The 22,714-nt window shown below is 58.4% G+C and carries 14 protein-coding genes and 1 pseudogene; 7 read left to right on the forward strand and 8 right to left on the reverse strand.

The features are described 5' to 3' along the window. Positions 1-19: 19 nt before the first annotated feature. Positions 20-526, forward strand: a pseudogene (locus AACG97_RS20270) (DUF2062 domain-containing protein); the annotation flags it as partial. A 9-nt stretch (positions 527-535) separates the two neighbouring features. On the opposite strand, the gene AACG97_RS20275 reads toward AACG97_RS20270, so the two are convergent. The 3 genes from AACG97_RS20275 to AACG97_RS20285 form a co-directional block, all read right to left on the reverse strand. Next, positions 536-1,315 (reverse strand): ABC transporter permease, encoded by a 780-nt coding sequence (locus AACG97_RS20275; RefSeq protein WP_009681883.1) that lies wholly within the window; start codon positions 1,313-1,315, stop codon positions 536-538. Then, a complete protein-coding gene (locus AACG97_RS20280) occupies positions 1,312-2,244 on the reverse strand; it encodes an ABC transporter ATP-binding protein (RefSeq protein WP_009681882.1) in 933 nt (310 codons plus the stop codon). Before AACG97_RS20280 ends, AACG97_RS20275 begins: the two co-directional genes overlap by 4 nt. Positions 2,245-2,390: 146 nt before the next feature. Then, complete coding sequence (locus tag AACG97_RS20285) at positions 2,391-3,014, reverse strand: glutathione S-transferase (RefSeq protein ID WP_054913968.1); 624 nt, start codon at positions 3,012-3,014, stop codon at positions 2,391-2,393. Positions 3,015-3,300: 286 nt separating this feature from the next. Between AACG97_RS20285 and AACG97_RS20290 the strand changes: the two genes are divergently transcribed. Then, positions 3,301-5,748 (forward strand): acyl-CoA dehydrogenase, encoded by a 2,448-nt coding sequence (locus AACG97_RS20290; RefSeq protein ID WP_115294538.1) that lies wholly within the window; start codon positions 3,301-3,303, stop codon positions 5,746-5,748. A 78-nt stretch (positions 5,749-5,826) separates the two neighbouring features. Then, on the forward strand, positions 5,827-6,237 hold the full coding sequence (locus tag AACG97_RS20295) for a PA2817 family protein (RefSeq protein WP_115294539.1): 411 nt from the start codon (positions 5,827-5,829) through the stop codon (positions 6,235-6,237). Between the two features lie 12 nt (positions 6,238-6,249). Here the strand turns inward: AACG97_RS20295 and AACG97_RS20300 are convergent, their stop codons facing one another. Then, positions 6,250-7,785: a hypothetical protein gene (locus AACG97_RS20300; RefSeq protein WP_125855471.1), complete on the reverse strand. Its 1,536-nt coding sequence runs from the start codon at positions 7,783-7,785 to the stop codon at positions 6,250-6,252. A 267-nt stretch (positions 7,786-8,052) separates the two neighbouring features. Between AACG97_RS20300 and AACG97_RS20305 the strand changes: the two genes are divergently transcribed. From AACG97_RS20305 to AACG97_RS20315, 3 genes are all read left to right on the forward strand, one after another. Then, on the forward strand, positions 8,053-8,598 hold the full coding sequence (locus tag AACG97_RS20305) for a fimbrial protein (RefSeq protein WP_009681877.1): 546 nt from the start codon (positions 8,053-8,055) through the stop codon (positions 8,596-8,598). A 65-nt stretch (positions 8,599-8,663) separates the two neighbouring features. After that, entirely contained in the window at positions 8,664-9,389 is a 726-nt protein-coding gene (locus AACG97_RS20310; protein WP_009681876.1) for a fimbrial biogenesis chaperone, read from the forward strand. 76 nt (positions 9,390-9,465) lie between these two features. Beyond that, on the forward strand, positions 9,466-10,005 hold the full coding sequence (locus AACG97_RS20315; RefSeq protein WP_115294541.1) for a fimbrial protein: 540 nt from the start codon (positions 9,466-9,468) through the stop codon (positions 10,003-10,005). Positions 10,006-10,627: 622 nt separating this feature from the next. On the opposite strand, the gene AACG97_RS20320 is transcribed toward AACG97_RS20315, so the two are convergent. The 4 genes from AACG97_RS20320 to AACG97_RS20335 all read right to left on the reverse strand — a co-directional run bounded on the left by AACG97_RS20320 (position 10,628) and on the right by AACG97_RS20335 (position 21,815). Further along, on the reverse strand, positions 10,628-14,476 hold the full coding sequence (locus AACG97_RS20320) for a sugar-binding protein (RefSeq protein WP_232555034.1): 3,849 nt from the start codon (positions 14,474-14,476) through the stop codon (positions 10,628-10,630). A gap of 72 nt (positions 14,477-14,548) precedes the next feature. Beyond that, positions 14,549-17,431, reverse strand: coding sequence for a hypothetical protein (locus tag AACG97_RS20325; protein WP_125855288.1), 2,883 nt, complete (start codon positions 17,429-17,431; stop codon positions 14,549-14,551). Position 17,432: 1 nt separating this feature from the next. Then, positions 17,433-19,901, reverse strand: a complete 2,469-nt coding sequence (locus tag AACG97_RS20330) for a hypothetical protein (RefSeq protein WP_115294544.1) — start codon at positions 19,899-19,901, stop codon at positions 17,433-17,435. 87 nt (positions 19,902-19,988) lie between these two features. After that, the gene (locus AACG97_RS20335; protein ID WP_125855287.1) at positions 19,989-21,815 is read right to left on the reverse strand and encodes a hypothetical protein; all 1,827 of its coding nucleotides are present in this window, start codon (positions 21,813-21,815) and stop codon (positions 19,989-19,991) included. Between the two features lie 319 nt (positions 21,816-22,134). Between AACG97_RS20335 and AACG97_RS20340 the strand changes: the two genes are divergently transcribed. Then, a complete protein-coding gene (locus AACG97_RS20340; RefSeq protein WP_125855286.1) occupies positions 22,135-22,713 on the forward strand; it encodes a hypothetical protein in 579 nt (192 codons plus the stop codon). Position 22,714: the final 1 nt, after the last annotated feature.

A 22,714-nucleotide genomic window follows, 5' to 3' on the forward strand; every position in this document is an offset into this window, starting at 1 on the left:
CAACGCTCCGGGAGCCTACATGCCGCGCCGACTTTTCAAACGCTACATGCCGGACCCGACCAGTATTCGGGAACACAAGTCCTTACGCTTTTTCGGCAAGTTGCTGCACGACCCGAACCTCTGGCACCTGAACCGCCATTCGGTGGCGCGGGCCATGGGCGTTGGCCTGTTCGCGGCACTGATCCCGATGCCGGCGCAGATGCTGCTGGCCGCCGCGCTGGCCATTCCGGTACGCGGCAACCTGCCGATCGCGGTAAGCCTGGTGTGGTTGACCAACCCACTGACGATGCCGCCGGTGTTCTTCGTCACCTACATGACCGGCGCCTGGCTGATGCAGGTACCACCGCGCACATTGCCTGACGAACTGACCTTCGAGTGGATCACCGACCAGCTGTCGACACTGTGGCAACCCTTCCTGCTCGGCTCGGTGGTGTGCGGCGTGGTGCTGGGCATTCTTGGCTACTTCGGCACCATGCTGTACTGGCGCTGGTGGGTGGGCCGGCAGTGGCGGCGGCGCCAATGCCGGTGCAAGGCCTCAGGCGCGCATGCCGCGGCCACTGACCAGCAGGCGCACACACAGCAGGTAGAGCACCGCGGTGGCCACCAGCATGAAGGTGATCGCCGTACCGATGCTGATATCCGACACCCCTAGGATGCCGTAGCGGAACGAGTTGACCATGTGCAGCACCGGGTTGGCCAGCGACACGGTCTGCCAGAATGGCGGCAGCAGGTTGATCGAATAGAACACCCCGCCCAGGTAAGTCAGTGGCGTCAGCACGAAGGTCGGGATGATCGAAATGTCATCGAAGTTGCGCGCGAACACCGCGTTGACGAAGCCCAACAGCGAGAAGATGGTCGCGGTCAGCAGCACCACGGCCACGGTCACGCCCAGGTGGTGCACCTGCAGGTCGGTGAAGAACATCGACAGGATGGTCACGATCACCCCCACCGCCAGGCCACGCAACACGCCGCCCAGCACATAGCCGACGAGAATGATGTGCGGCGATACCGGCGACACCATCAGTTCTTCGATCGAGCGCTGGAACTTGCTGCCGAAGAAGCTCGACACCACGTTGCCATAAGAGTTGGTGATCACCGACATCATGATCAGCCCGGGCACGATGTACTGCATGTAGGTGAAACCACCCATGTCACCGATCTGCCGGCCGATCAGGTTACCGAAAATCACGAAGTACAGGACCATGGTGATCGCGGGCGGCAGCAGGGTCTGCGGCCAGATGCGCAGAAAACGCCGCACTTCACGGTAGACGATGGTGTTCAGGGCGACCCAGTTGGTACGCAGTTCCACACTCATACGGCCACCTTCGACAGGTTTTTTTCCACCAGGGACACGAACAGCTCCTCGAGTCGGTTGGTCTTGTTGCGCAGGCTTTGCACTTCGATGTTCTGCAGGGCCAGCTGGCCGAACAGCGCGGTAATGCCGATGTCCTTGTCCACCTGCACTTCCAGCGTGTGAGGGGTCAGCAGCCGGCAAGGGTAGCCTTGCAACACCGGCGCCGTGGCCAGGTCCTGCTTGAGGTCGAGGACGAAGGTTTCGACATGCAGCTTGCCCAGCAACTGGCGCATGCTGGTGTTCTCGACGATGGTGCCGTGGTCGATGATCCCGATGTTACGGCACAGCTGCTCAGCCTCTTCCAGGTAATGGGTGGTGAGGATGATGGTGATGCCCTTCTGGTTCAGCTCGGTGAGAAAGCTCCACATCGACCGGCGCAGCTCGATGTCCACCCCGGCGGTAGGTTCGTCCAGGATCAGCAGGCGCGGCTCGTGAATCAGCGCGCGGGCAATCATCAGGCGGCGCTTCATGCCACCAGACAACGAACGCGACTGCACGTCGCGCTTGTCCCACAGGCCCAGCTGGGTCAGGTATTGCTCGGCGCGCTCCTTGGCCAGTTTGGGCGGGATACCGTAGTAGCCGGCCTGGGTCACCACGATATCGAAGGTTTTCTCGAACTGGTTGAAGTTGAATTCCTGCGGCACCACGCCCAGGCAGCGCTTGAGCGCGGCGGGCTCGCGGTCCAGGTCATGGCCGAACACGTTGACCGTGCCGCTGGTCTTGTTCACCAGCGTGGACAGGATGCCGATGGTGGTGGACTTGCCGGCGCCGTTGGGGCCGAGCAAGGCGAAGAAATCACCTTCGGCAACGTCCAGGTCGATGCCCTTGAGGGCCTGGAAGCCGTTGCCGTAGGTTTTGGTGAGCTGTCGGATGGACAGGGCAGAACTCATAGCGGGTCACTTACCGAAGAATAAGGTGCAGGACACGCCAGATAACGTCACTGGCGCAGTGAGTGCGGCCAATGGTGCAAGGCCTGGCCGCACAAGTACAGTCATGTGTATTGATAGTGACTATCGAAACAGCCGTGGTGTTCGATTCAGGTCAGCGCCGTCATCACCGCAGCCTGGTAGGCCGGGCGTGCCTTGAGGCGTGCGTACCAGGCTTCCAGATGCTGCATGGCCGGGCGCTCAATGGGCAGCTCGAACCAGGCGTAGGCGAAGCACCCCAGTGGGATGTCGCCCATGCCGATCTGGTCACCGGAAAGATACGGCTGCTGGGCCAGGGCTGCATCGGCCATCGCCAGCAGCTCGGCACAGCGCTTGTGCGCAGCGTTGATCGCCACCCAGTCGCGCTGGTCTTCCGGGGTACGCAGCAGGCCCCAGAACAGTGGGCGGAAGGGGGTTGCCAAGGCTGAGGTGGTCCAGTCCATCCACTTGTCGGCCAGGGCGCGCTGGCGCGGGTCTTCCAGGTACCAGCCTTGCTCGGCGCCGTACTCGGCGCACAGGTAGCGGACGATGGCGTTGGATTCCCACAGGACCAGGTCGCCGTCCTCCAGCAGGGGCACCAGGCCATTGGGATTGCGCGCGCGGTAGTGCGGCTCGTTGACCACGCCGAAAGCGCCGCCGGCGTCGATGGACTCGAAGTCCAGGCCCAGTTCGTGGGCGATCCACAGCGCCTTGCGCACATTGCTCGAATTCTTGCGGCCCCAGATCTTCAGCATGGCAACGTCCTTATGAATGTGGAGGGCTGCACAGTCTACTCCAGAGTTTTCTCGCCTGTACCGGCCTCTTCGCGGGCGCGCCCGCTCCCACAGGTGTCTCACCCGTCTCGAACCCTGTGATATCCCTGTGGGAGCGGGCGTGCCCGCGAAGAGGCCGGCACAGGCTGAAAATATCCTGAAACTCCCACCGCCACACCCTGTCACTGTTCTGACCCTGCCGTTCACGGCGTTACGTCTAAGCTGTCTGGGACGGTTCAAGCTCCCCTGGTTCCAAGGAGGACCGATTATGTTGCTGTTATGGTTGGTAGTGCTGGTGATCGGCGCGGCATACCTCACGCACCGGCGCCTGGCGCCCCTGCAGATTCTCGGCATCGTGGCGGCCTACGTCCTGCTGATGAGCATTTTCAGCAGCGCCCCCGGCTGGCTGCTGGCGCTGATCTGGATCGTGCTGGCGTTCAAGGTGGCCGTGGTGGCGCTGCCCGACTGGCGCCGCAGGGTATTTACCGGCCGGGTGTTCAGCTGGTTCCAGCGCACCCTGCCGCCCATGTCGCAAACCGAGCGCGAAGCGATCGACGCAGGCACCGTCTGGTGGGACGGCGAACTGTTCAGCGGCCGCCCCGACTGGCGCACCCTGCTCGCCTACCCGGCACCGACGCTGACCGAGGAGGAACAGGCCTTCATCGACGGCCCCACCGAAGCGCTCTGCGCAATGGTCAGCGACTGGCAGATCGGCCAGGACCTGGACCTGCCGCCCGAAGCGTGGGCGCATATCAAGTCGAACGGTTTCTTTGCCCTGATCATCCCCAAGGAATATGGCGGTAAAGGTTTCTCCGCCTATGCCCACTCCCAGGTGGCGATGAAGCTGGCCACCCGCAGCGGCGACCTGGCCTCGACCGTGATGGTGCCCAACTCCCTGGGGCCCGCTGAGTTGCTGCTGCACTACGGCACCGATGAGCAACGCAACCACTACCTGCCGCGCCTGGCCCGTGGCGAAGAAATCCCTTGCTTCGCCCTCACCGGCCCACTGGCCGGCTCCGACGCTGGCGCCATGCCCGACACCGGCGTCATCTGCAAAGGCCAATGGCAAGGCGAAGAAGTCCTCGGCCTGCGCCTGAACTGGGAAAAGCGCTATATCACCCTCGGCCCGGTCGCGACCCTGCTGGGCCTGGCCTTCAAGGCCTACGACCCGGACCATTTGCTGGGCGAGCAGGAAGAACTGGGCATCAGCCTGGCCCTGATCCCTACCGACACCCCCGGCGTCGAAATCGGCAAGCGCCACCTGCCGCTGGGCGCTGCCTTCATGAACGGCCCCAACAGCGGCAAGGACGTGTTCGTGCCGCTGAGCTTCCTGATCGGTGGCCAGGCCATGCTCGGCAAGGGCTGGATGATGCTGATGAACTGCCTGTCGGTGGGCCGCTCGATTTCCCTACCCGCCGTCGGCACGGGGGCGGCCAAGTACACCAGCCTGGTCACCGGCCAGTACGCCACTATCCGTGAACAGTTCAACGTGCCGCTTGCCGCGTTCGAGGGCATCCAGGAATCCCTGGCACGCATCGGCGGCAACGCCTGGCTGATGGACAGCGCCCGCCTGCTCACCGCCAAGGCCGTGGACCTGGGCGAAAAGCCCTCGGTGCTGTCGGCGATTCTCAAGTACCACCTCACCGAGCGCGGCCGTGAATGCATCCAGCATGCCATGGACGTGCACGGCGGCAAGGGCATCATCATGGGCCCGAACAACTACCTGGGCCGGAACTGGCAGGGGGCGCCGATCTTCATCACCGTCGAGGGCGCCAATATCCTCTCGCGCAACCTGATGATCTTCGGCCAGGGCGCCATCCGTTGCCACCCGTTCGTGCTCAAGGAAATGGCCCTGGCAAGCCGTGAAGACCGCGACCAGGCCCTGAAGGAATTCGACGACCTGCTGATGAAGCACATCATGTTCGCTGCCGGCAACGCGGCAAGCACACTCGTATTCAACCTTGGGCTGGGTCGATTGGAGAATGTGCCCGGTGATGCCTTGAGCCAAGGCTACTTCCGCGCCCTCAACCGCCAGGCATCAGCCTTTGCTCTGCTGGCCGACCTGTCGATGATGCTACTGGGCGGCGCGCTCAAACGTCGCGAACGCCTGAGCGCGCGGCTGGGCGACGTCTTGAGCTACCTGTACTTGGCCAGCGCCGCGCTCAAGCGCTATCACGACCTCGGCTCACCCAAGCACATGCAGCCGCTGCTGCGCTGGGCCATGGAAGAAAGCCTGGGCCAGGCGGAAACAGCCCTGGATCGGCTGCTGGACAATTTCCCCAACCGCTTCATTGGCTGCGCCCTGCGCGTGCTTGTGTTCCCCTTTGGCCGTCGTCACACCGGGCCCAGCGATGAACTGGACGCCGAAGTGGCAGCGCTGATTGGGCGTAGCAAAGGTGACCCGGCGCTGGAAGAGCTGCTTTCCGGTTGCTTCAGGCCCAAAACCGATGGAGATCCAGTGGCGGCGCTGCAACGGGCCTGCGAGTTGCTGGAGGAAGCTGCACCCTTGCACAAGGCGCTGCATCAGGCGATCAAGGGTGGCAAGGTACAGCCGACCCCTGGGCAATCGGCAATTGATGCAGCGGTACAGGCCGGTGCGCTTCAGCCAGGTGAAGGCCTACAGCTGCATGAGGCTGAAAAAGCCCGCAGAACCGTGATTGATGTGGACGCGTTCGACAAAGCGCAGTTGCTGCCCGAGCACGGCAAGGTACGCTGAAACCAGGGGCCGTTTTGCGGCCCCCTCCCTACCGGCGTATACTCCGCGCCCGTTTGACCTACCTCGAGGACCATGCCCATGGCCACCCCCCACCTGCAATACCACCTGCAACTGCTGAACCACCTGCGCACCATCTTGGTGGCCCTGGGTGACGCCGAGCAGGTATCGGAGGAAAGCCACGCCCTGTTCCTGGAGCGCTTCGACGAACTCCTGACCCTACTGCCGCAGGACCCACTGCAAAGCCAGTATCTGGGCCAGGACCTGACCTGTCAGGTGATCCAGCGCTACCCACAGATCGCTCATCTGGTACCCCGCGATTTGCTGTGGTTCTTCGGTGGTGACTGCCTGCATTTCATGCCTGACGAAGAGTTGGACCTGTACCAGCAACTCGAGGAGCGTCGCTACGAAGCCGAGCGCAACGACGAGCCGTTCGACTGGCACCAGGAAAAGCAGTTGCTCGCCCAGACGCCTCCATCGACCCACCACTGAACGGGCCATTGCTCAACGCGAGTAGTAGTCGACCAGCGTGTCAATATCGAGCATCGGCATCGCAATGATCGTCAGCCCCCAGCGCCATTCATCCACAGCGAAGGTGTCCTCCCCCATGACGACAGAGTAAGGGCTCGGGTTGCTCACATCTGGCCTGAAAACGCCAGCAATAACCGAGCCATTACCCGCAAGAACCCGCCACGATACCTGCGAGTCCGCAACCGCTTTTTCCTCTTGACGTCCGTTTAAGTAAAACAGTGAAAGTTTAAGGCCCAGGGCGTGCCGGGCAACCCGGATAAAGTGCGTGGGATGTACCCAACGAATCACAAACGTAGCATAGGCCTCCTGCCACGTGTCTGTTACTTTAATGATATCTGTCTCGGTCGGAGTAACCAGGGACGCGCGGCAGGCGGCAGGTATGAATGTGTCTCCCCCCGTATTGAAACGCACCGCCGCTGGCAGTGATTGCGGCGGTTTGTAGTAGTGCTTGCCGTTCTGCAGGAGCAACTCGCCATGCAGCGTGCCCTCCGCGCCCCAGACTGGCTGCGCACCCGCTGACATCAGCTGGATCTCTTCCAGATCGCCTCCATAGTCGCAAAGACTAATCAGCGGAGAGCATTTCAGCGCCTGCGCCTGGGTAGTTACTTTGGTTTGCGCCGTCTCAGAGCCAGAAAGAGCGTATACGCCAAAATAAAAATTTCCCGGCGGTATGTACCCTCCCATGGTCCACTTCATTGACCAGCTGGGCGCGAACAGGCCAACTACCCAGTCTTTGTCCACTGGCGGCAGCTGGGTCAGGGTGATTGGGAATGCCCCGACCTCAAAGGCGATAGCGACGTCTTCGGATGCTGGCACCAGAATCGGATCTGATCGGGCGGCTACCTGACCCGGCCCGTTGAAGACGTTGATCCGCATTGGTGACTCGCCATATTCGAAATAAACCCATACGTCGTCAAGCGCAACAGAAACTGGCTTTGACAAGGACGCGATCTTCATGCGCTTCAAGGGCTCGAAGTGCTGCTTGAACCGGTCGGCGCTCAATCGGTCATTTGCTATCACGTAAGTGGCAGGTTGCTCCCAGTGCACCACCGCCTCACTGCCTTTCCATTTATGGTATTCGATATGGCTGCTGTTGAGACCGAGGGTCACCTCAAGTACCTTGCCCGCGCTGCCGTCCGACTGCTCGATTCTCACAGCCTGGCGCGCATTCATGCCAATAGGTGTATTCAACGATAGCCGCAGGTCGGTCAGCAGGTTCTTGTCCAGTTTCAATGTTCGCCTTGACGTATCGAACTGCAACTTTGGGTAACCCAGATGCACCAAGCTCAGCTCCCAAGTCGTTCTGTTCATCTCGCGCTCGGAAACCACCAACTCACCCCCGTCCACATCGTGACCAATGAGTGTATGGCGCTTTGCCCATAAACCGTTCAGCTGCGTTTCATCGTTAAGGGCATAGAGGAGCAATATCGCAGGCTCTGCGGCAGCCGATGGGTCCGAGGCTGCTTTTGCCACAAGCTTATTGCCATCTTTGTCTTTCTGGGTGCTCATGTTCCCACTCCCATCAACAAAGCATTGATATGCCCATAATCACGCAGCATTGAAAACTGGCATTTTTACCAGTTGTCGTGCGGTAAGAAGCGACCCAATCTTGAAGCAGAATCACGCATTAGGCTTTTACCAGGCGCCAATCAGTATTTTCCTACATGCGACCATTATCAAACGACCTAATCTCTTCTCCCCCTGCCGTCAAGTTGTTCGGCAGAAATCCAGAGGCCGAAATGCCCTGCCTACAACGGGTCCACAGTGGAGTACAACATGAAGAAGAAGCTTATCCCGCTTGCCATCTTGCTTGGCCTTGCCAGCAATGCAGCATTCGCCAATACCGGCTCGATCAATTTCTACGGCCAGGTGCACGCCGGTACTTGTCCGATCGAACTCATCGACCCGTCGACCGGCCTGCCGCTATCGCGTATCAACATGGGCAACGTCAGCGTTTCGCAGTTCGCAGCCATAGGCGATGAAGCTGCATCGCGGGCCTTCGGCATGCGCGTCACCCCAGGTAATGGCTGCGTCGTAACCCCTAGCACCAGTGCCCAGGTGACCTTCACTGCCGCCTATGGCGGTGCCGGTACTGGTGGTGCGCTGTATGCACTGGAGCCAGGCGGGGCAGCCGACCTAGCCTTGATCATCAAGGACAACGCCGGTACACCGATAAACAACGGCTCGCCTTCCAAGGATTACCCATTGGACGACACGAACCCCACCACGATGATTTTCTCTGCGGCCTATAAGTCCATTGGCACCGGGGTCACCGCCGGCACCGCCAATACCGATGTGCAATTTCTTGTCGACATCCCATGAGAAAGCACCTCAGGCGAACTGACGTCGCCTGAGGTGTCTTCATACCATTCAAAAGGTATCGCCAGATGAAGATTCACCTGCGCCGCCTTGCCTTGGGTATTTGCTTCGCGAGCATGATGCAGACCGCTCAGGCAGCGCTAACCGTCAATACCACGCGAATCGTGTTCGACAGCGACAACAGCAGCACCTCTGTAGTGATCGCCAACCCCAGCCCCCGCCCCTATGCGGTGCAAACCTGGGTCAACACCGCGAAGGACGACACCGATACTGCCGTCCCTCTGGCGACTTCGCCCGGGTTGTTCCGCCTGGACCCCGGCAAGGAGCAAATGGTGCAGATCAGCCGCCTGCCCAACAAGTTGCCCAAGGATCGGGAAACGCTGTTCTACCTCAATGTTCAGGAGATCCCCGAAGCAACGCCGGGGGATGTCAACGTACTCAATATTGCACTGCGCACGCGCCTGAAGCTTTTCTATCGCCCCAAGGAATTGAAAGACCGGCCCGCAGAGCGCATCGGTGAGCTGGAGTGGTCCGTGCGCCAACGCGCTGGGCGTGTCGAACTCGTGGTACACAACCCAACGCCCTACCATTACACATTCGGCCGCCTGGAAGTCAGCAGTGCAGGCAAAACAGAGGCAATCCAGGCCATGGCCATGGCGCGGCCATTTGATCTGCAGGTTTATGACCTGACCCAAATCAAAACGCTCACTGGCTTGCAACTGACCTTTACCACCATCAATGACTACGGGGTCGCCACCACGCCGATGCAAAAAGCACTGTCGAGCCTGCCCTGAGCCCCCTTGTGTCACCTCCAATCGAGCCCTTTGGGCTCGTTTGCTATTCCGACTTACCTGTAACAGGACAGCTTATATGAAGCCCTTAGTCGTAGCCTTTGGACTGGCAATATCCAGCCAACAAGCGCTTGCAAACACGGGTTCAATCAACTTCTTTGGTCAGGTCCACAGCGGGACCTGTGCAGTTGAAATCATCGACCCTTCAACCGGCCTGCCCGCCAGCAGGATCTACATGGGCGAAGTATCCACTGCCCAGTTCAAGCAGCCAGATGATGAGGCCGCAAACCGCGCCTTCGGTTTGCGCCTTACCCCCGGAGGCGGCTGCATACTGCTCCCCGGTGCCAATGCCAGCGTAACCTTCACCGGAAGTTACGGCGGCGCCGGCGCCAGCGGCACGTTGTACGCCCTGGAGCCAGGTGGCGCCACGGGGTTGGCCTTGATCATCAAGGACAATGTGGGTACACCGGTAGACAATGGAATCGCCTCCAAGCAATATCCCCTGCATGACAGCAAACCTACTGACATGTTGTTTTCTGCGGCTTACAAAGCGATCGATACACAGGTAACCGCTGGTTCCGCCAACAGTGATGTGCAGTTCACGGTGGCCATACCGTAAGGGTTGAAAAATCGGGCCTCACGGCCCGATGCCGGTCAGCTAAGCCTTGGTGGCAGCCCATCGCCGGCAAGCCAGCTCCCACAGGGATCGCCTTAGGGCTGACAGGTGTTTGCCACAAGGTATGGCAGCGCCTGTTAGAGCGAGCGCCGCCCGCGCGGCGCAATCGCGAGCTGCGCTCGCTCCTACGTTTGTTTCGGGCCAATTATTCCTGTGCGATTCGCGCGCGAACGCCTTGGTGCATGCCTCAATATCGCGCCGTACAAACAAGGCGGCCGCGCGCGCCTGTCACAGGCGTTACTGGCCCGAAACAAACGTAGGAGCGAGCGCAGCTCGCGATTGCGCCGCGCGGGCGGCGCTCGATCTCACAGGCGCTGAAGATGCTCCGGCTACCCTTGCCAGGAACCATAGAATCTCCCACAGGGATCGCATCAGGGCTGACAGGCGCTGAAGATGCTGCAGCTATCCTTGCCAGAAACCATAGAATCTCCCACAGGGGCCGGGCAAAACTGAGGTCTGCCCTGCTCCTGTGGAAGCCCGGCTTGCCGGCGATCGGCTGCAAAGGGGTCTCAAGCGTTTGAGTGCTCGACATTAGCTTTACACCCCGATCTTCACAGCAGCTGCTTCATGCCTCCTGGCCTGACAGCCTGTCCAGAGGGTCGTAGCTGTAACCGCCACCATCGTAGCTGCTCAGACGCCCCAAGGCGTCATATGTCAACACCTTGCCCCTGTCATCGACCTTCATGTTGCCGTCCTCATCATATTCCAGGGTGAAGTCGGCATAGTCTGCATGCGTGTTAGTCACACCCGTCAGCTGGGCAGGGTCGTCATTTTCAAACAGGTACGTGGCCTCATTTGAGTCTTTACTACCGTCCTCTTCTTCGAAATCAGTCAGTACCCAGGTGATATTGTCGAGCGCATCAAAATTGAAGTACTGCTGACGAATGGTTTTACCAGCCGGGTCTTTCGGGCTGTGGGAAAGCAATCCGTCACAGGCATACTCCTCGAGGCGACCACGCCGGTCATATCTGTAACTCTCCTCACGCAAGGCACTACCATTTTCGGACAGGCGTTTGAACGTGATCTGGTCAAGCAGGCTGTATTCCTGCTCCAGCTCCTGAATCCCTTGCACCAGCAGCCCCGCTGTGTCCACCAGCGCCTGCACACCATCATTGGCAAACTGGAAACCTTCGATCGGTGCCTCGACCACGGTATTCAGGAACACGAATCTGCGCAGGCACTCCCGCCCCTGGTGGTCATACTCAAGTTCCGTGGCCAACCCTTGTGTACCGTCGAGCGTGAGAATGCATTGGGTATTGCTCAGCCCATCGTAGAAGAACCGGCTGCTGGTAGACCCCAGCGCAGTCTGCTCCAGCAGGCCACTTGCGTAGTAGGCATAAGTCTGCGTCTGACCGAGAACATCTTTATAGAACAACTGGCGCCCCAACAGGCTGGTGCCATATTCCATTGACCAGGTCTCGTTTCCGATCGTGCGGGTTTCCTGCTTGATCTGGCCTGTACTGAAATAGGCGCGGGCAAGCTCTTCGCCCTCCTCTTTACACCAGGTGAGCCGCGCGTTATGCGGGTCGAATTCATAATCCGCCTGGCGGCCCGGAATGCGCCGCACTTGAGGCTCCTCACCCAACTGCGGAAGGTACTGGTACTCGATGACATTGCCGGCGGCCGTCTTCACTTTGCTTGGTTTGGTCTGGCCTGGCTCGTACTGCATGTGGCGAGCCCGCCCCCCGGTAATGGAGGTAATCATTCGGTTAAGGCCGTCGAAAACCTGCTCACCCAGCACGATGCCACCGACGCTGATACTGATCGGCAGGTCTTCACTGCTGTGCAAGGCATAGTCGCGATGCACCACAGACCTGTCTGCCAGGGTCTGGTCCACCAAACGCCCGAACACGTCATAACTGGAGCGGGTGGTGGTGTCGCGTGCATCGATTTCGCGCACATTTCGCCCCAGCCCGTCATAGAAATACTCATGTTTGGCATACAGCTTGTTCGCCAGGTCGAATCGCCGAACCAGGGCAGGTTGCTCAAACAAATTCAGCCAGGTAGTGGTTTTGCCCAGGCTCATTGTGCCATCGGCAGATTCACTCCACACGGTCTGGGTAGGCAGGTTGCCATTGGGGTCCGCACCGAAAGGGTTAGACCCGATCAGGTCTTGCTCTTGGTACCGCTTGACACCATCCGGACCGATTTCGCACCGCTGCTGCCCCCAGTCGTCGTATTCATACCGGGTCGCCAACGGCATTTGCTCGGCGCCTTTCCAATCGTATTCGACTGCTTCGGTCAACTGGTCAAGCTCATCGTAGGTAAACGCATTAATCGGGCGGAAGACTTGGCGCAGAAGGGCATCCCCACCGTCGACGTCGGCATCATGACGCTCCTCCCTGGCCACTCGCCCCAGGCCATCGATGTACGAGCGGACAGCAACTCCTTTAACATCCACTCGGCTCTGCAATGCCTGGCCACCGACCCCGCTCACAAGCCCGTATGCGTAGGTACGGGACGCCTTGTACTTATCGTCATTGGGCGACACTGTTTCCCGAATCACACGGCGCAGAGCGTCGTAGGCGTACTCGATCTCAATATCGTTGTCATCGCGATTCAGAATGGGCTCGCCAATCAGTATCGAATCCTTCAGCGTGATTACCTTGCAAACATTGCGCGGCAGGCCGGTCACTGGGTCGATCTCGCCATTATCGAAACCCGTCACCTGCTGCTCGGTCACCAATACAGGGTGCCCATCAAGGTCATCCGTGCTGTAAGTAAAAGCGGTATTGGTGCTTTTACCGCCCATGGTCAAGGTTTGCAGCAACGGGCGCCCATGGCGCAGCAGGTCGGTGGCAACATTGACCGGGCGCGTGGTAGTGACCTGCAAAGGCGCCTGCTCTACCCCGTCAACCACTTCCAACAGGCTTTCCTGCGTCAGCACCAACCAATCGGACGCGGGCAGTTTGGCGGAGCCAGCCGGGTAGACCACGCGGGGGAGCGTTTCAAACTCGAAGCGTCGACGCAATACCGGTGCAGGCTCGTCGCCACCCTCTGCAGGGTATTGTGTCACGCTCTTCGGGTTGCGCACGAAACCGTCCGGATCATCTTCGGCCGGGTAGTACTCGGTAACGGTACGCTGCCCGGTGGGCAAGGTCTGAGCGATCAGATTGCCGTGCAGGTCATACTCGGTTCTGGTGGCAGGCTCCTCGCGCACCCGGGAGGCGTCCCCCTGCACTGACCATCTGCTGCGTTGTTCCAGCGGTAGCTGGAAGTTGCTCGGCTGATTGTCGAATTCAGTTGCCGGATTGCCGTGGTACGTGGTGCTACTGGCGAGTTGGTTCTTGCCCTGCACAACGACCTCACTCACCTGCAAGTGGAAACGGTTGTAAGTACGCTCGGTGGTACGCAACACCTGATCCGTGCCATCCGCGCCCTTGCCCCATTGGTGGGCCGTACTTGCATACCGGTAATTGGACCTGGCGCGATAAAGGTTGTCTTCGCCATCGTCACGCCAGGTGACATTGCTGCCATTACCTACAAAATTGTGCGGGGCCTGAATACCCTCATGCAAGATGGTATAGGTGTAGGTGGTTTTCATCGACGGCTGGGCGGCGCCAGGGTTGACTGCATGAGAGGTTACCCGCGGTATCGCTGCCCGCGTCCCTCCCCCTGGCAGCAGGTGGCCGGTATCGCCATTCTCCCCATAGCGAATATCTTCCACACTACCGTAGGGTGTCGAAACCTTGGCCAGGCAAGTCAGCCCATTGGCGAGGGTGTATTCAAAACGCCAGTTGCCACCAGCCTCACCTGGCAAGTCAACTTGGCGCAACTCCCCATCGACCAGGCCGAGCTTGTACTCTGCGACCGGCTTGCCATCATTGGCATAGGGATGCAATTTGAGGTTTACCGTGCTGCCATAGCTGATTTCCAGCAATACCAGGTCCGTGCCGTCGATAATCCGCTCCAGCCGTTGATTATTGTCATACTTCAACAGGATACGATGGCCCGATGCCGCGCGAACTTCTGAAGGCAATGCAACTAGATTATCCCTGGTACCGTACTCGCTCAGGATTTCTTCCATGTGGGATTTGTGAACCACACGATACTGTTTCTTGCCTTCTACACTCTCCTCGAAAAAGCGGAACGTTTCGAGCTTTCTTTCTTTAATGCCTGGCTCGTTGCCAGACCCAGTCACCCGGAAACTTTCGCCGGTATGAAGCCGCAACATACGAGTTGCCGGAATGTATTGGGTAAGTTCGATATACCAACCCTGGCCAAAGCCAGTATTTTTGTCGCTGAATGGATTGAATACCAGGCGAATCGGCAGGTCTGGGCCAGCTTGATAGTTACCGACAAGGGGGGGCAGGTTGATACTCATCGCATACTGGCCAGTGCGCGGATCGACCGCATTCTGGACAAAACCCGACGCATTGAATGCATTGGAATGAACTACTGTTTCAATAGCCATATTATTAATCATCCGAAGGAGGTTGTGTCGCAGCTCACCCCAGTGCCCATGTGCGCTGAGGTGAGCCATTGCTCAACGAATCGAGAGTTTCAGGACGTCGCGATGGGTAATGCCCGCCCTTTCTTCTTCCGCCGTGACGGCAAACGTAAACTTCAATGGATGCGTATTACCCTCCACATCCAGCAGGGTAAACTCCAAGTCCCGTTCCAATGCCTTGCGATAACCTGGATCTTCAAGACCACAGGACAGCACAAACCCTGAATCCCGCTGCAGGGTGATCATCAATTGCCCGGCACCCGGCTTTGCGCCTAGCACACTATCTGGCAATGCATAGGCCCGATTCTTGGCCATGCGGTAGAGCAGCCCGTCGAACAACAGTTCGTCCTTTATCTGGCCATTACTCGACTCGAATGAGAACCCGGTAAAGCTGACAAAGTCGTCGTCTTGGACAGGGGGGGTAGGCGAGTCCGGCTGCCACGACCAACGCACAGCCGATTTTCTATCGGAATCCTTGATAAACAGTCGTGCAAACTTGGTTATCCGGCCTTCTTTGATAACGTGCTCAAGCAACCAGTTGTCTGTACTGGTGTCGATGTAAGCGAACTCATCCCCTTCAGACGGTGACGTATCCCCCGCCACACGCGTGCGCTTGAAAGAGTACAGCTCCTGGGTAAAGGACGGAATGTCCTGCCCGCGCAATTCCAGTTTACCCTTTTCGCCAAGGTTTTCAGACGTAACCACTTTCCCTGTCAGGGTGTTCTGTATCGAGGCAATCACCCCGATCACCCCCGGCTTACGTGAATGCAGGAAAAACCGGCGAGTTCTGGCCCGCAAAGGCGCGCTACCTCCAACTTGCAATCCAGGTTGACGCTGGATATCGTTGGCAACCCTGTTGACCGCCCAGTCTGGCGCGTCATCATCTCCGGCAGCCAAGGCTTCCTCCAGCGGCGCCAGGAACGGCAGATCGTTGTTGTTATCAGCATTCAAGAACTTCAATGTGGCCAGATCGGCGTCGGAGATCTCGACCGGGTTACCATTGCTATCATCGGCAGCAGCAACGGTGACCTCGACTTCGACTTGCTGCCAACCATTGGCGTAGCACTGCGGTGCACCGATGGCTCTAAGTTCGAAATTGGCAATGGTCTCCCATGACAATAGACCGGCTATTTTGTCCTGCCGGCTTTGGCTGAACTCCACGATGGCGTAGCCGGTGCGCTCAATGCCGTCAAACCCAGTCACCACCGCTATCGGCAACTGCGGGCTTTGCGGGGGGAGGTATACGCTGTCGTGGAATTCACCTTCCCCATGTACCGTCCAGGTCACAGCGCGACCGAGGTTTTGCTCGAACTCCCGAGACATTATCGTGAACGGTGTAGGCTGCATCGACAGCCCCTGTGCGACGTGAAACGGAACCACGTTAAGGTCCGCCTCCCAGCCAATCACTACCACCGCACCTTCGGCGCTATCCCCGGTAAGCCGGTTGGTGCAACGGATCCGCTGGACCTCGAAATCGCGGCCGCTGCTAGGCGGATAGGGCGTGAAAATGGCCCGACCATTACCTTTGTCGTCCAGCTCCCCTAGCGGCTGATCGAGCGGTTGAACCCGATTAGTGCCGTTGGACAGAAGCACCGCCTCGACCAGGCTCCACTGCAGGCTACCGCCGTCGGCACTAGAGGCGCGGAGCTCGATCGGGGCGTCCCCTGTCACCCACGTGGCAACACGCGGTGCTACATGTACCGTACGGGCGCTTTCCACTACCAACGCGTGGCTAAGCACCGGATCAGGGCCATCAGGCGAAGTCGCGGTTACCAGCACCATCTGCTGGTCCTGCACAAAACTGTCTGCAGGGGTTGGGCTGTAGCTGGCGCCATTGAATGTGCCAACCGCCTTGGGGCGCATCAGGTTGGTGGCCGACCACAGTACCTGGCCCGTTGCGCCATCAGCAGTGAACGCGATGGGCTGCCCAGTTACCACATTCGCGAAGGCAGGCTCGACCGCTAACGCGCCCGCTTTTTTTTGCCAGTTTCCGGTCAAGACAAGATCTGCGTCTGAGCTTGATGCCCGCATCACGAACTCATGGCCACTGGGCAGGCTGAAGGTACTCAGCACATCCTTTACCTCCCCCGCCCCCAGCTCCGCAATGTCCGGTACAAGGATCAGCGTACCCGGCAGATCGCTCGCACCCTCGGCAATCGGGTAAGGGAAGTCGGTGCCTGGGGGTAGCTGCCCGCCTGGGCGCAAGTCGATGCCCAACTTCATGAAAACCAGCACAGCACCGTCCCCGTACCGAGGGCTGCCTTCGCTTTGCCCCCAAGGTGCGGCCATGGTATTGACCATGAACTGCTCCGGGCTCAGCGGGTAGTAGTCGTCCATGACGAAACTGCCCAGGGAATAGGTGTGCTGGTAAGCCCGCATATAGCTGATCGATTGCTGCAGGCGCCGGCCAAGCATGGCCTGGGCATAGGGGGTTGGCCCAAGGTTGGTAGAGTAGCTGTCCGCGCTGGCAAGGTTCAGTTGCAGTTGGGTGTACCGGCTCCCCTTGGGTCGGCCGACTCGCACTTCCAGCGGCGCTTCGACGCGATAGCCCATGGCTTCGGTAAGGGTAAAGCTTTCCACCACGCGCTTGGGTCTGCCAGGAAGCCCCAGGACCCGCATGTACTCCCCGGCGATAATGTTCATCCGCAGCGTCAGGCCCGAGCCGACCCCTGTTGCATGTTCAAAGCTGACTTGGGGCCCCCCCAGCACCAGCCCTTGCAGGGTAACGCCGATTCGCTCGCCCTCATCGAGGTAGGCCTCGAGATGGATAGGGTCCATCGCACCGAAGTTAGCGAGTGCTTCCAGGTATTGTTCACGAAGTACCAGGTCAAGCAAGCTGCGGTCCAGGGCAAGCACGCCCCCCCAATCGTGCCGTACAGAGGTTTTCTGTTCTTCCGGCGAAGCAAGCCTACGTTCCATCTCACACCTCCTCCAGACCATGGGAAATCTTGACGCCATTAAGGATATTGGTGTAAGCCGGCCCGGGGACGAACGGCAGTGGCAAGATAACGTAGTCGTGGGAGTCGAACCAATCATCGTTGACATGGAAGGCCGATATGATTACGTACTGGTCGTTCCCATCGTTGCCAGGCGTATACACTTGGGTATCCTGGTCGACGGACCCACCGCCGCGAAGCACAGTCCATTCGATTGGCTCAGGAACCTTGACCTTCTCCTTATATTTGTTCAACTTGTAGAACGGAAGCGCCACCTTGCCATCGTCTCTGACTTCTGGCTCCATCCAGTAATTGGAGCTCTTGGAGCCAACGACCAGCATGTCAATCTTCGCCGAGTGGCCTCCCACAGATCGAACGGTGACCTCGTCCAGGCGCAGCTCGCCGTAGTGCCCCGGCTTGGTCCCGTCGCCAATTGGCAGTTCTAACGGTGCGGTATATTTGTAACCCCCGGGGTTCACCGGATCGTCATCCGGGCCGACTGTGCCCAGTTCGGGAGTATCCCAAGTCACTGCAGCACCGTCGGGAGTACCCGCGGACACCGCAAAGGATCTGCCTACACCCACCACCGCCACCAAGGGGCTGACCGTGATGTGGTTTGGTACTACACTAACCAGTGCTTTACTGACCAGCTCGCCACTGGTGGCCGTTACGATCAACCGGCGTTGTCCTTCTTTCAGCAACGCGGCATCGGAGGGGGCCGTATACCGCCCTACCGAGGGGTCTTTGAACGACCCTGTGTCGCCGGTTTCGCCAGGGAGGTTACTCACGGTCCAGTTGACACCGGTCGACGCAGGCGAAACGCTGAATTCGATGACCCCACCCCTTGCCACGATCGGCTCCGAAGGGCTTATCACCATCGTGGTGCGCTTGGGCGCCAGGTTGCCCAGCAGGGTCAGGTCGGTCGGCATGGACACGTCGCGCGGGTCGACAACGTTCTCGCCACGGAAGAGCAAGTTATTCAGACGCAAAGCGTCGATTTCAAACCTAATGTTTTGGAGGGCATCAAATTGCTCCTGATACCGAGGTTTCAATAGGTCCGGCAGCTCAGCTTCTATTTCTTTTGCCATCTCACGCCAACTTTTGGCTCCTTGGTCGGCAGGGATATCGACACGATAGCTTACAGATGAACTGTATTGATCCAATTCAAAAACCAGTTTCGCCCGCCCATCCACTACAGCAATATTGAACTTATACGCCAGCTCAATCGTCAGATCCGCATAGATCTCCCAAAAAGCTTGCCCCGGTCTCCATGTACTCCACCAGCTGGCGTTAACGTAACCCACGCGTCCAGACGAACGAAGGTGCCCCTTGAGCATCCTTTGTTCGAATATGAGTTCACTGCCCTCTGCAAAAACCTCTGGATAAAGATCAGTTACTTCCATATTATTTGTCCACGCTTCCGACCCCAGCCCGCCTGATCTAGTTTTAAATATCTCAAGCGTCGTACTGAAGGTGGGGCCTGAATTGGCGACCAGTTTGAAGCGTTCACCAGGCAGTGCTTCTACATTAAATCGCCCTTTCGTAATTTCATTCTGCTCAAAGCCCAACTGAAAAATCTGGCTGGCCATAAACTTGTTAGATAGTATCAGGTTACTCGTATACGGCTCTACCGCAGCGGGCAACATGTATGGCATTGCGCTATCGTCATGGGGGTACTCACCAGTCTCACTGCCTTGCATGGCAACAAGCACAAGCACCGCGCCTTCACCAAAATTCTCGGAGCCGAGCAAAGCGCCTCCCGGCGCCGCGTGAGTGCGAAGACCAAAAACCCCTGGGTTTATAGGCGAGTTAGCATCAACCACCATCTCGCTGAGCGGGAACTGCGTAATCTCCTCACTCCAGCTGTCCAATTGGCCCTTGAAATAAACACCCAACCGTATCCTCTCAGGCCCAGTCGCCCCTCCACTGAACTCATGATCTTCGCCCTCCTTCAAGTCAAGCAACACCTTGCCGCTATCATTGACGGAACCTTGTACTGCGCTCAGCTCAATGTTCATGTCCAGTATGCCGCGGGTAGCGGCATTATAGATAATCAAGGCGGTTACGCTATTGAACCTCTGGCCATTGTGAAGCGACTCAATCACTTCAAGATGCTTTCCGCCCACCAGGCGCATCTGCAACTTACCCTTGGAATACCCGATAGTTGCGTTCTCGAAAGACAGCCGAGGCTTGTCGAGTACCAGGCCATTTAGAAAATGTTTGATACCGTTACCTGAGTCAACCACGCCGTCCTTCAGCTCGGGGAAAAACCCTTCCTTGATATCGATACGATCAATGTACTCTTGCGTCAGGAGGGCATTGGTCGCCGCCCTGTCAAACACCAGCAGCGCATCCCACTTGCGGGTTTGCGCGCCCTCTTCCATTTTACGCAGAAATTCTTCAAGCGATTGAATACCCACGGCTTGAGCCCGCACAGGTGCTTTACTGTTCATTTATATTTAACTCCATGTGACACGCGTTAATCAGCGCAACGGCACATCGCCCTTAACTTGGCCAGCGCGGCCAGTTGCACCAGCCATTTATTTAGAGTGCTTGGGAATCAGGCGCAGCGAGCGAAGCTTGTGCCAACTATCACCCTGATCGAAACTGACTTCCCCATAAACGGTGTATTGTTTGTCTTCTTCCAACCCGTCATAGGTCGCAATACTTAACCACTGTTGTATACGCGCATTGCTGAGTTCGCCGGCAGTGACCGGCGCTCGATCACGTAATACGGCGCCGCTTTGAATGGCCAGCGTGAACAGTTGACCGGTTGCCGCGAAAGGCCAGAGCAGCACCCCATACACCTCAAGCATTGCACCGTTGGCCGAGAGTTTGCTCCGCCAAAGTTCACCGTTGGCCTGGGCTTGATCGCATTTGACGTTGTTGTCGATGACCAGCGGCTGGACACGCAAGTCCACCGCATCAGAGGGTGCCGAGCGCACACCGTTTTCATCGACGATGTGGTAGAACACCTTGAAACGCCTGCTGTGGTCATCGCCAGGCTGATGCATGTTCGCGGCGACTACACCAGGGTCGATCTTGAACTTGCGGCCGTCACCTACCTCCGGTGTGTCGACCACTTGCTTGCCGTTGTGCTCATAACCATCCCAGTGAACCTCGAAGCGTTCGCCTGGGCGCAGGGGCACATCCGGTACCGTTACATAGGCCCCAAGAATCGCGCTGTCCGCCAACAGCTTTTGCCTGCCGAGGCCGTCCTCTTCTGCGCGCTCGATACGTGGCGCTGCAAGGGTGCGTGCTGTTTCAAACGCTACGTCCAGGCTATGCGAAGTCAACGCGTGCCCCGCGCGGGCAACCTGGTAGAACACTTTATGATCACCCGGTTCAAGCAAAGCCGGGTCAACCCGGAATACGGTCTCATCGCTTTGCAGGCTGCTCGCATCCATGCGCGCAAACTGCACTTCAGGCTCGAGCGCCTGGGGGCTTTTCCAGTGCAGCAAATAGTGGTCACCTACTTGAACACTTGGCGCTGTAGGCACCCGAACGATCAAGCCATCGGGGAACATACCAGGGTCAAGCGGCACCCCCGTGAAGCCATCGATAGTGACAGCAGGCAACAAGTCAGCCGGGCTGGGCGCCTCTGTTACAGTCATTTCCTGCACAGGGGATGGCACTTTTTCGTCGTTAGCGGACAGCGTAATCGTGTATTGAAACGCTACCCGGCCATTGCGCACGCGGCTGAAGTCTGACTTGGCGATCTGCCATTGCAGCGGCTCACCGACATTGGCCTCGGTCACTTCATGTCGCTCAGTTGCCGGTGGCGTAATTTCGTCCCCTGCAGCGTTGAGCTTGCGCGCCACCAGCTCGATGCTGTCGCCGACCTGCATGGCCCGGTAGCTTGGCGCCAGCAGGCGCACGCCTTCAGACTCAAGGTCTGAAAGGACAATTACACGATCATGCGACTCCCGCGCCTGCGCCACCGCCAATGTTTCGGCAACCCCACCACGGTCGCGCAAACCCAGGTAACAAAAGATACGCATTGAATCCGGCGTGGCCTCATCTGCGTTTTCAACCTTGTAGGATAAAAAGGCCCACCCACCATCGTAAGGCTCGACAAAACGTTTGCCCACCTTGGCGGTCATGGTTCTTGTAGTGTCGTAATCCGCGGGCACCTCAACCACGGCATCAAGTTGATCAAACGGCGTACCGTCTGCGGCAATCCCGCGCCAGACCGGATATATGCTCTGACCGAACCGGATATCCGCGTCCTTGATAAGAAATTCCAAATGGTCGCCATTCAGGTTTTTTACGTCAATTTCCCCCCATGCGTTTCGCGCCGGGATTTCAGGAGCGGGGTTTAACTGGGGCTGATCGACCCCGCCATCGAATGGGCGTCGCATCACCATGAACATTCTCCTGGTGGGTTGAAGATGCCCTTAGTTTCACGGCGCACCGCTGCGATTGGCTACTGACAGAAATAACAGGTGGCACAGGGTACGCGGGCAAAAACCAGACCTGATAAATCTGCCAGGTGACAAAACAAAAAAACAGGTATGCCCTTGAAGCCTCCACTGATTATCCCGGCGCACCTGTTAATTCTGCCAGGTGCGGCGGTGCGGCGAGTTCAATAAGCTCCAGACAGACAAAACGCCTTGTTTGGCCCTGCAATGCAAACACCTGTCTTCTTTTATCTGTTCATACACCCTGAACAGGGAGCTTTGAGAAATGAATCAACTCAATGACCGCCGCCCCACGCTTCCGTCGGCCCTTATACAGGCGATGCTGACGATGCCGTTGTTGTTAAGCAGTGTGGCCGCCGATGCAGCCGATACCACCCGTTCGAACCTGGCGGATCCCACCCCCCTTCTCTCCCTCTACCAAACCGTGGACAACAACACCGAACCTGCTTGCGGGTTCGAGCTGCCGGAAGCGGGCAGCGGCACTACCGTGAAACTGCTCCCCAAAAAAGAGTGCCCGTCAGAAGCCAGGGAGCCTCACTCCATCCGCATTCGAAACGTGCCGATCAAATCGACGTTTCTGCTGACTGATAATGAGCGCTGTGAAAAGCTCGACAGTTCCTGGGTTGAGCTCGATACCAGCCGCGCCAATGCTTCGCTGGAAAAAATGGGCATCGACAAGATCTGGACCTACGCGGGCCGCCCGGAAAAACCGGGCTACCTGACCAACAGCGGCCTGGACAACAATGTGCCAAGCCGAGGCTTCCGAGTAATTGGTAAAGGTGACCCGATCAAGCAAGGAGATCTTACCTGCATCGTGGTCACCATCGCCCCGCGGAGCATCTGAT

It is taken from the genome of Pseudomonas sp. Nvir (genome assembly GCF_963778085.1).
Lineage (GTDB): Bacteria > Pseudomonadota > Gammaproteobacteria > Pseudomonadales > Pseudomonadaceae > Aquipseudomonas > Aquipseudomonas juntendi.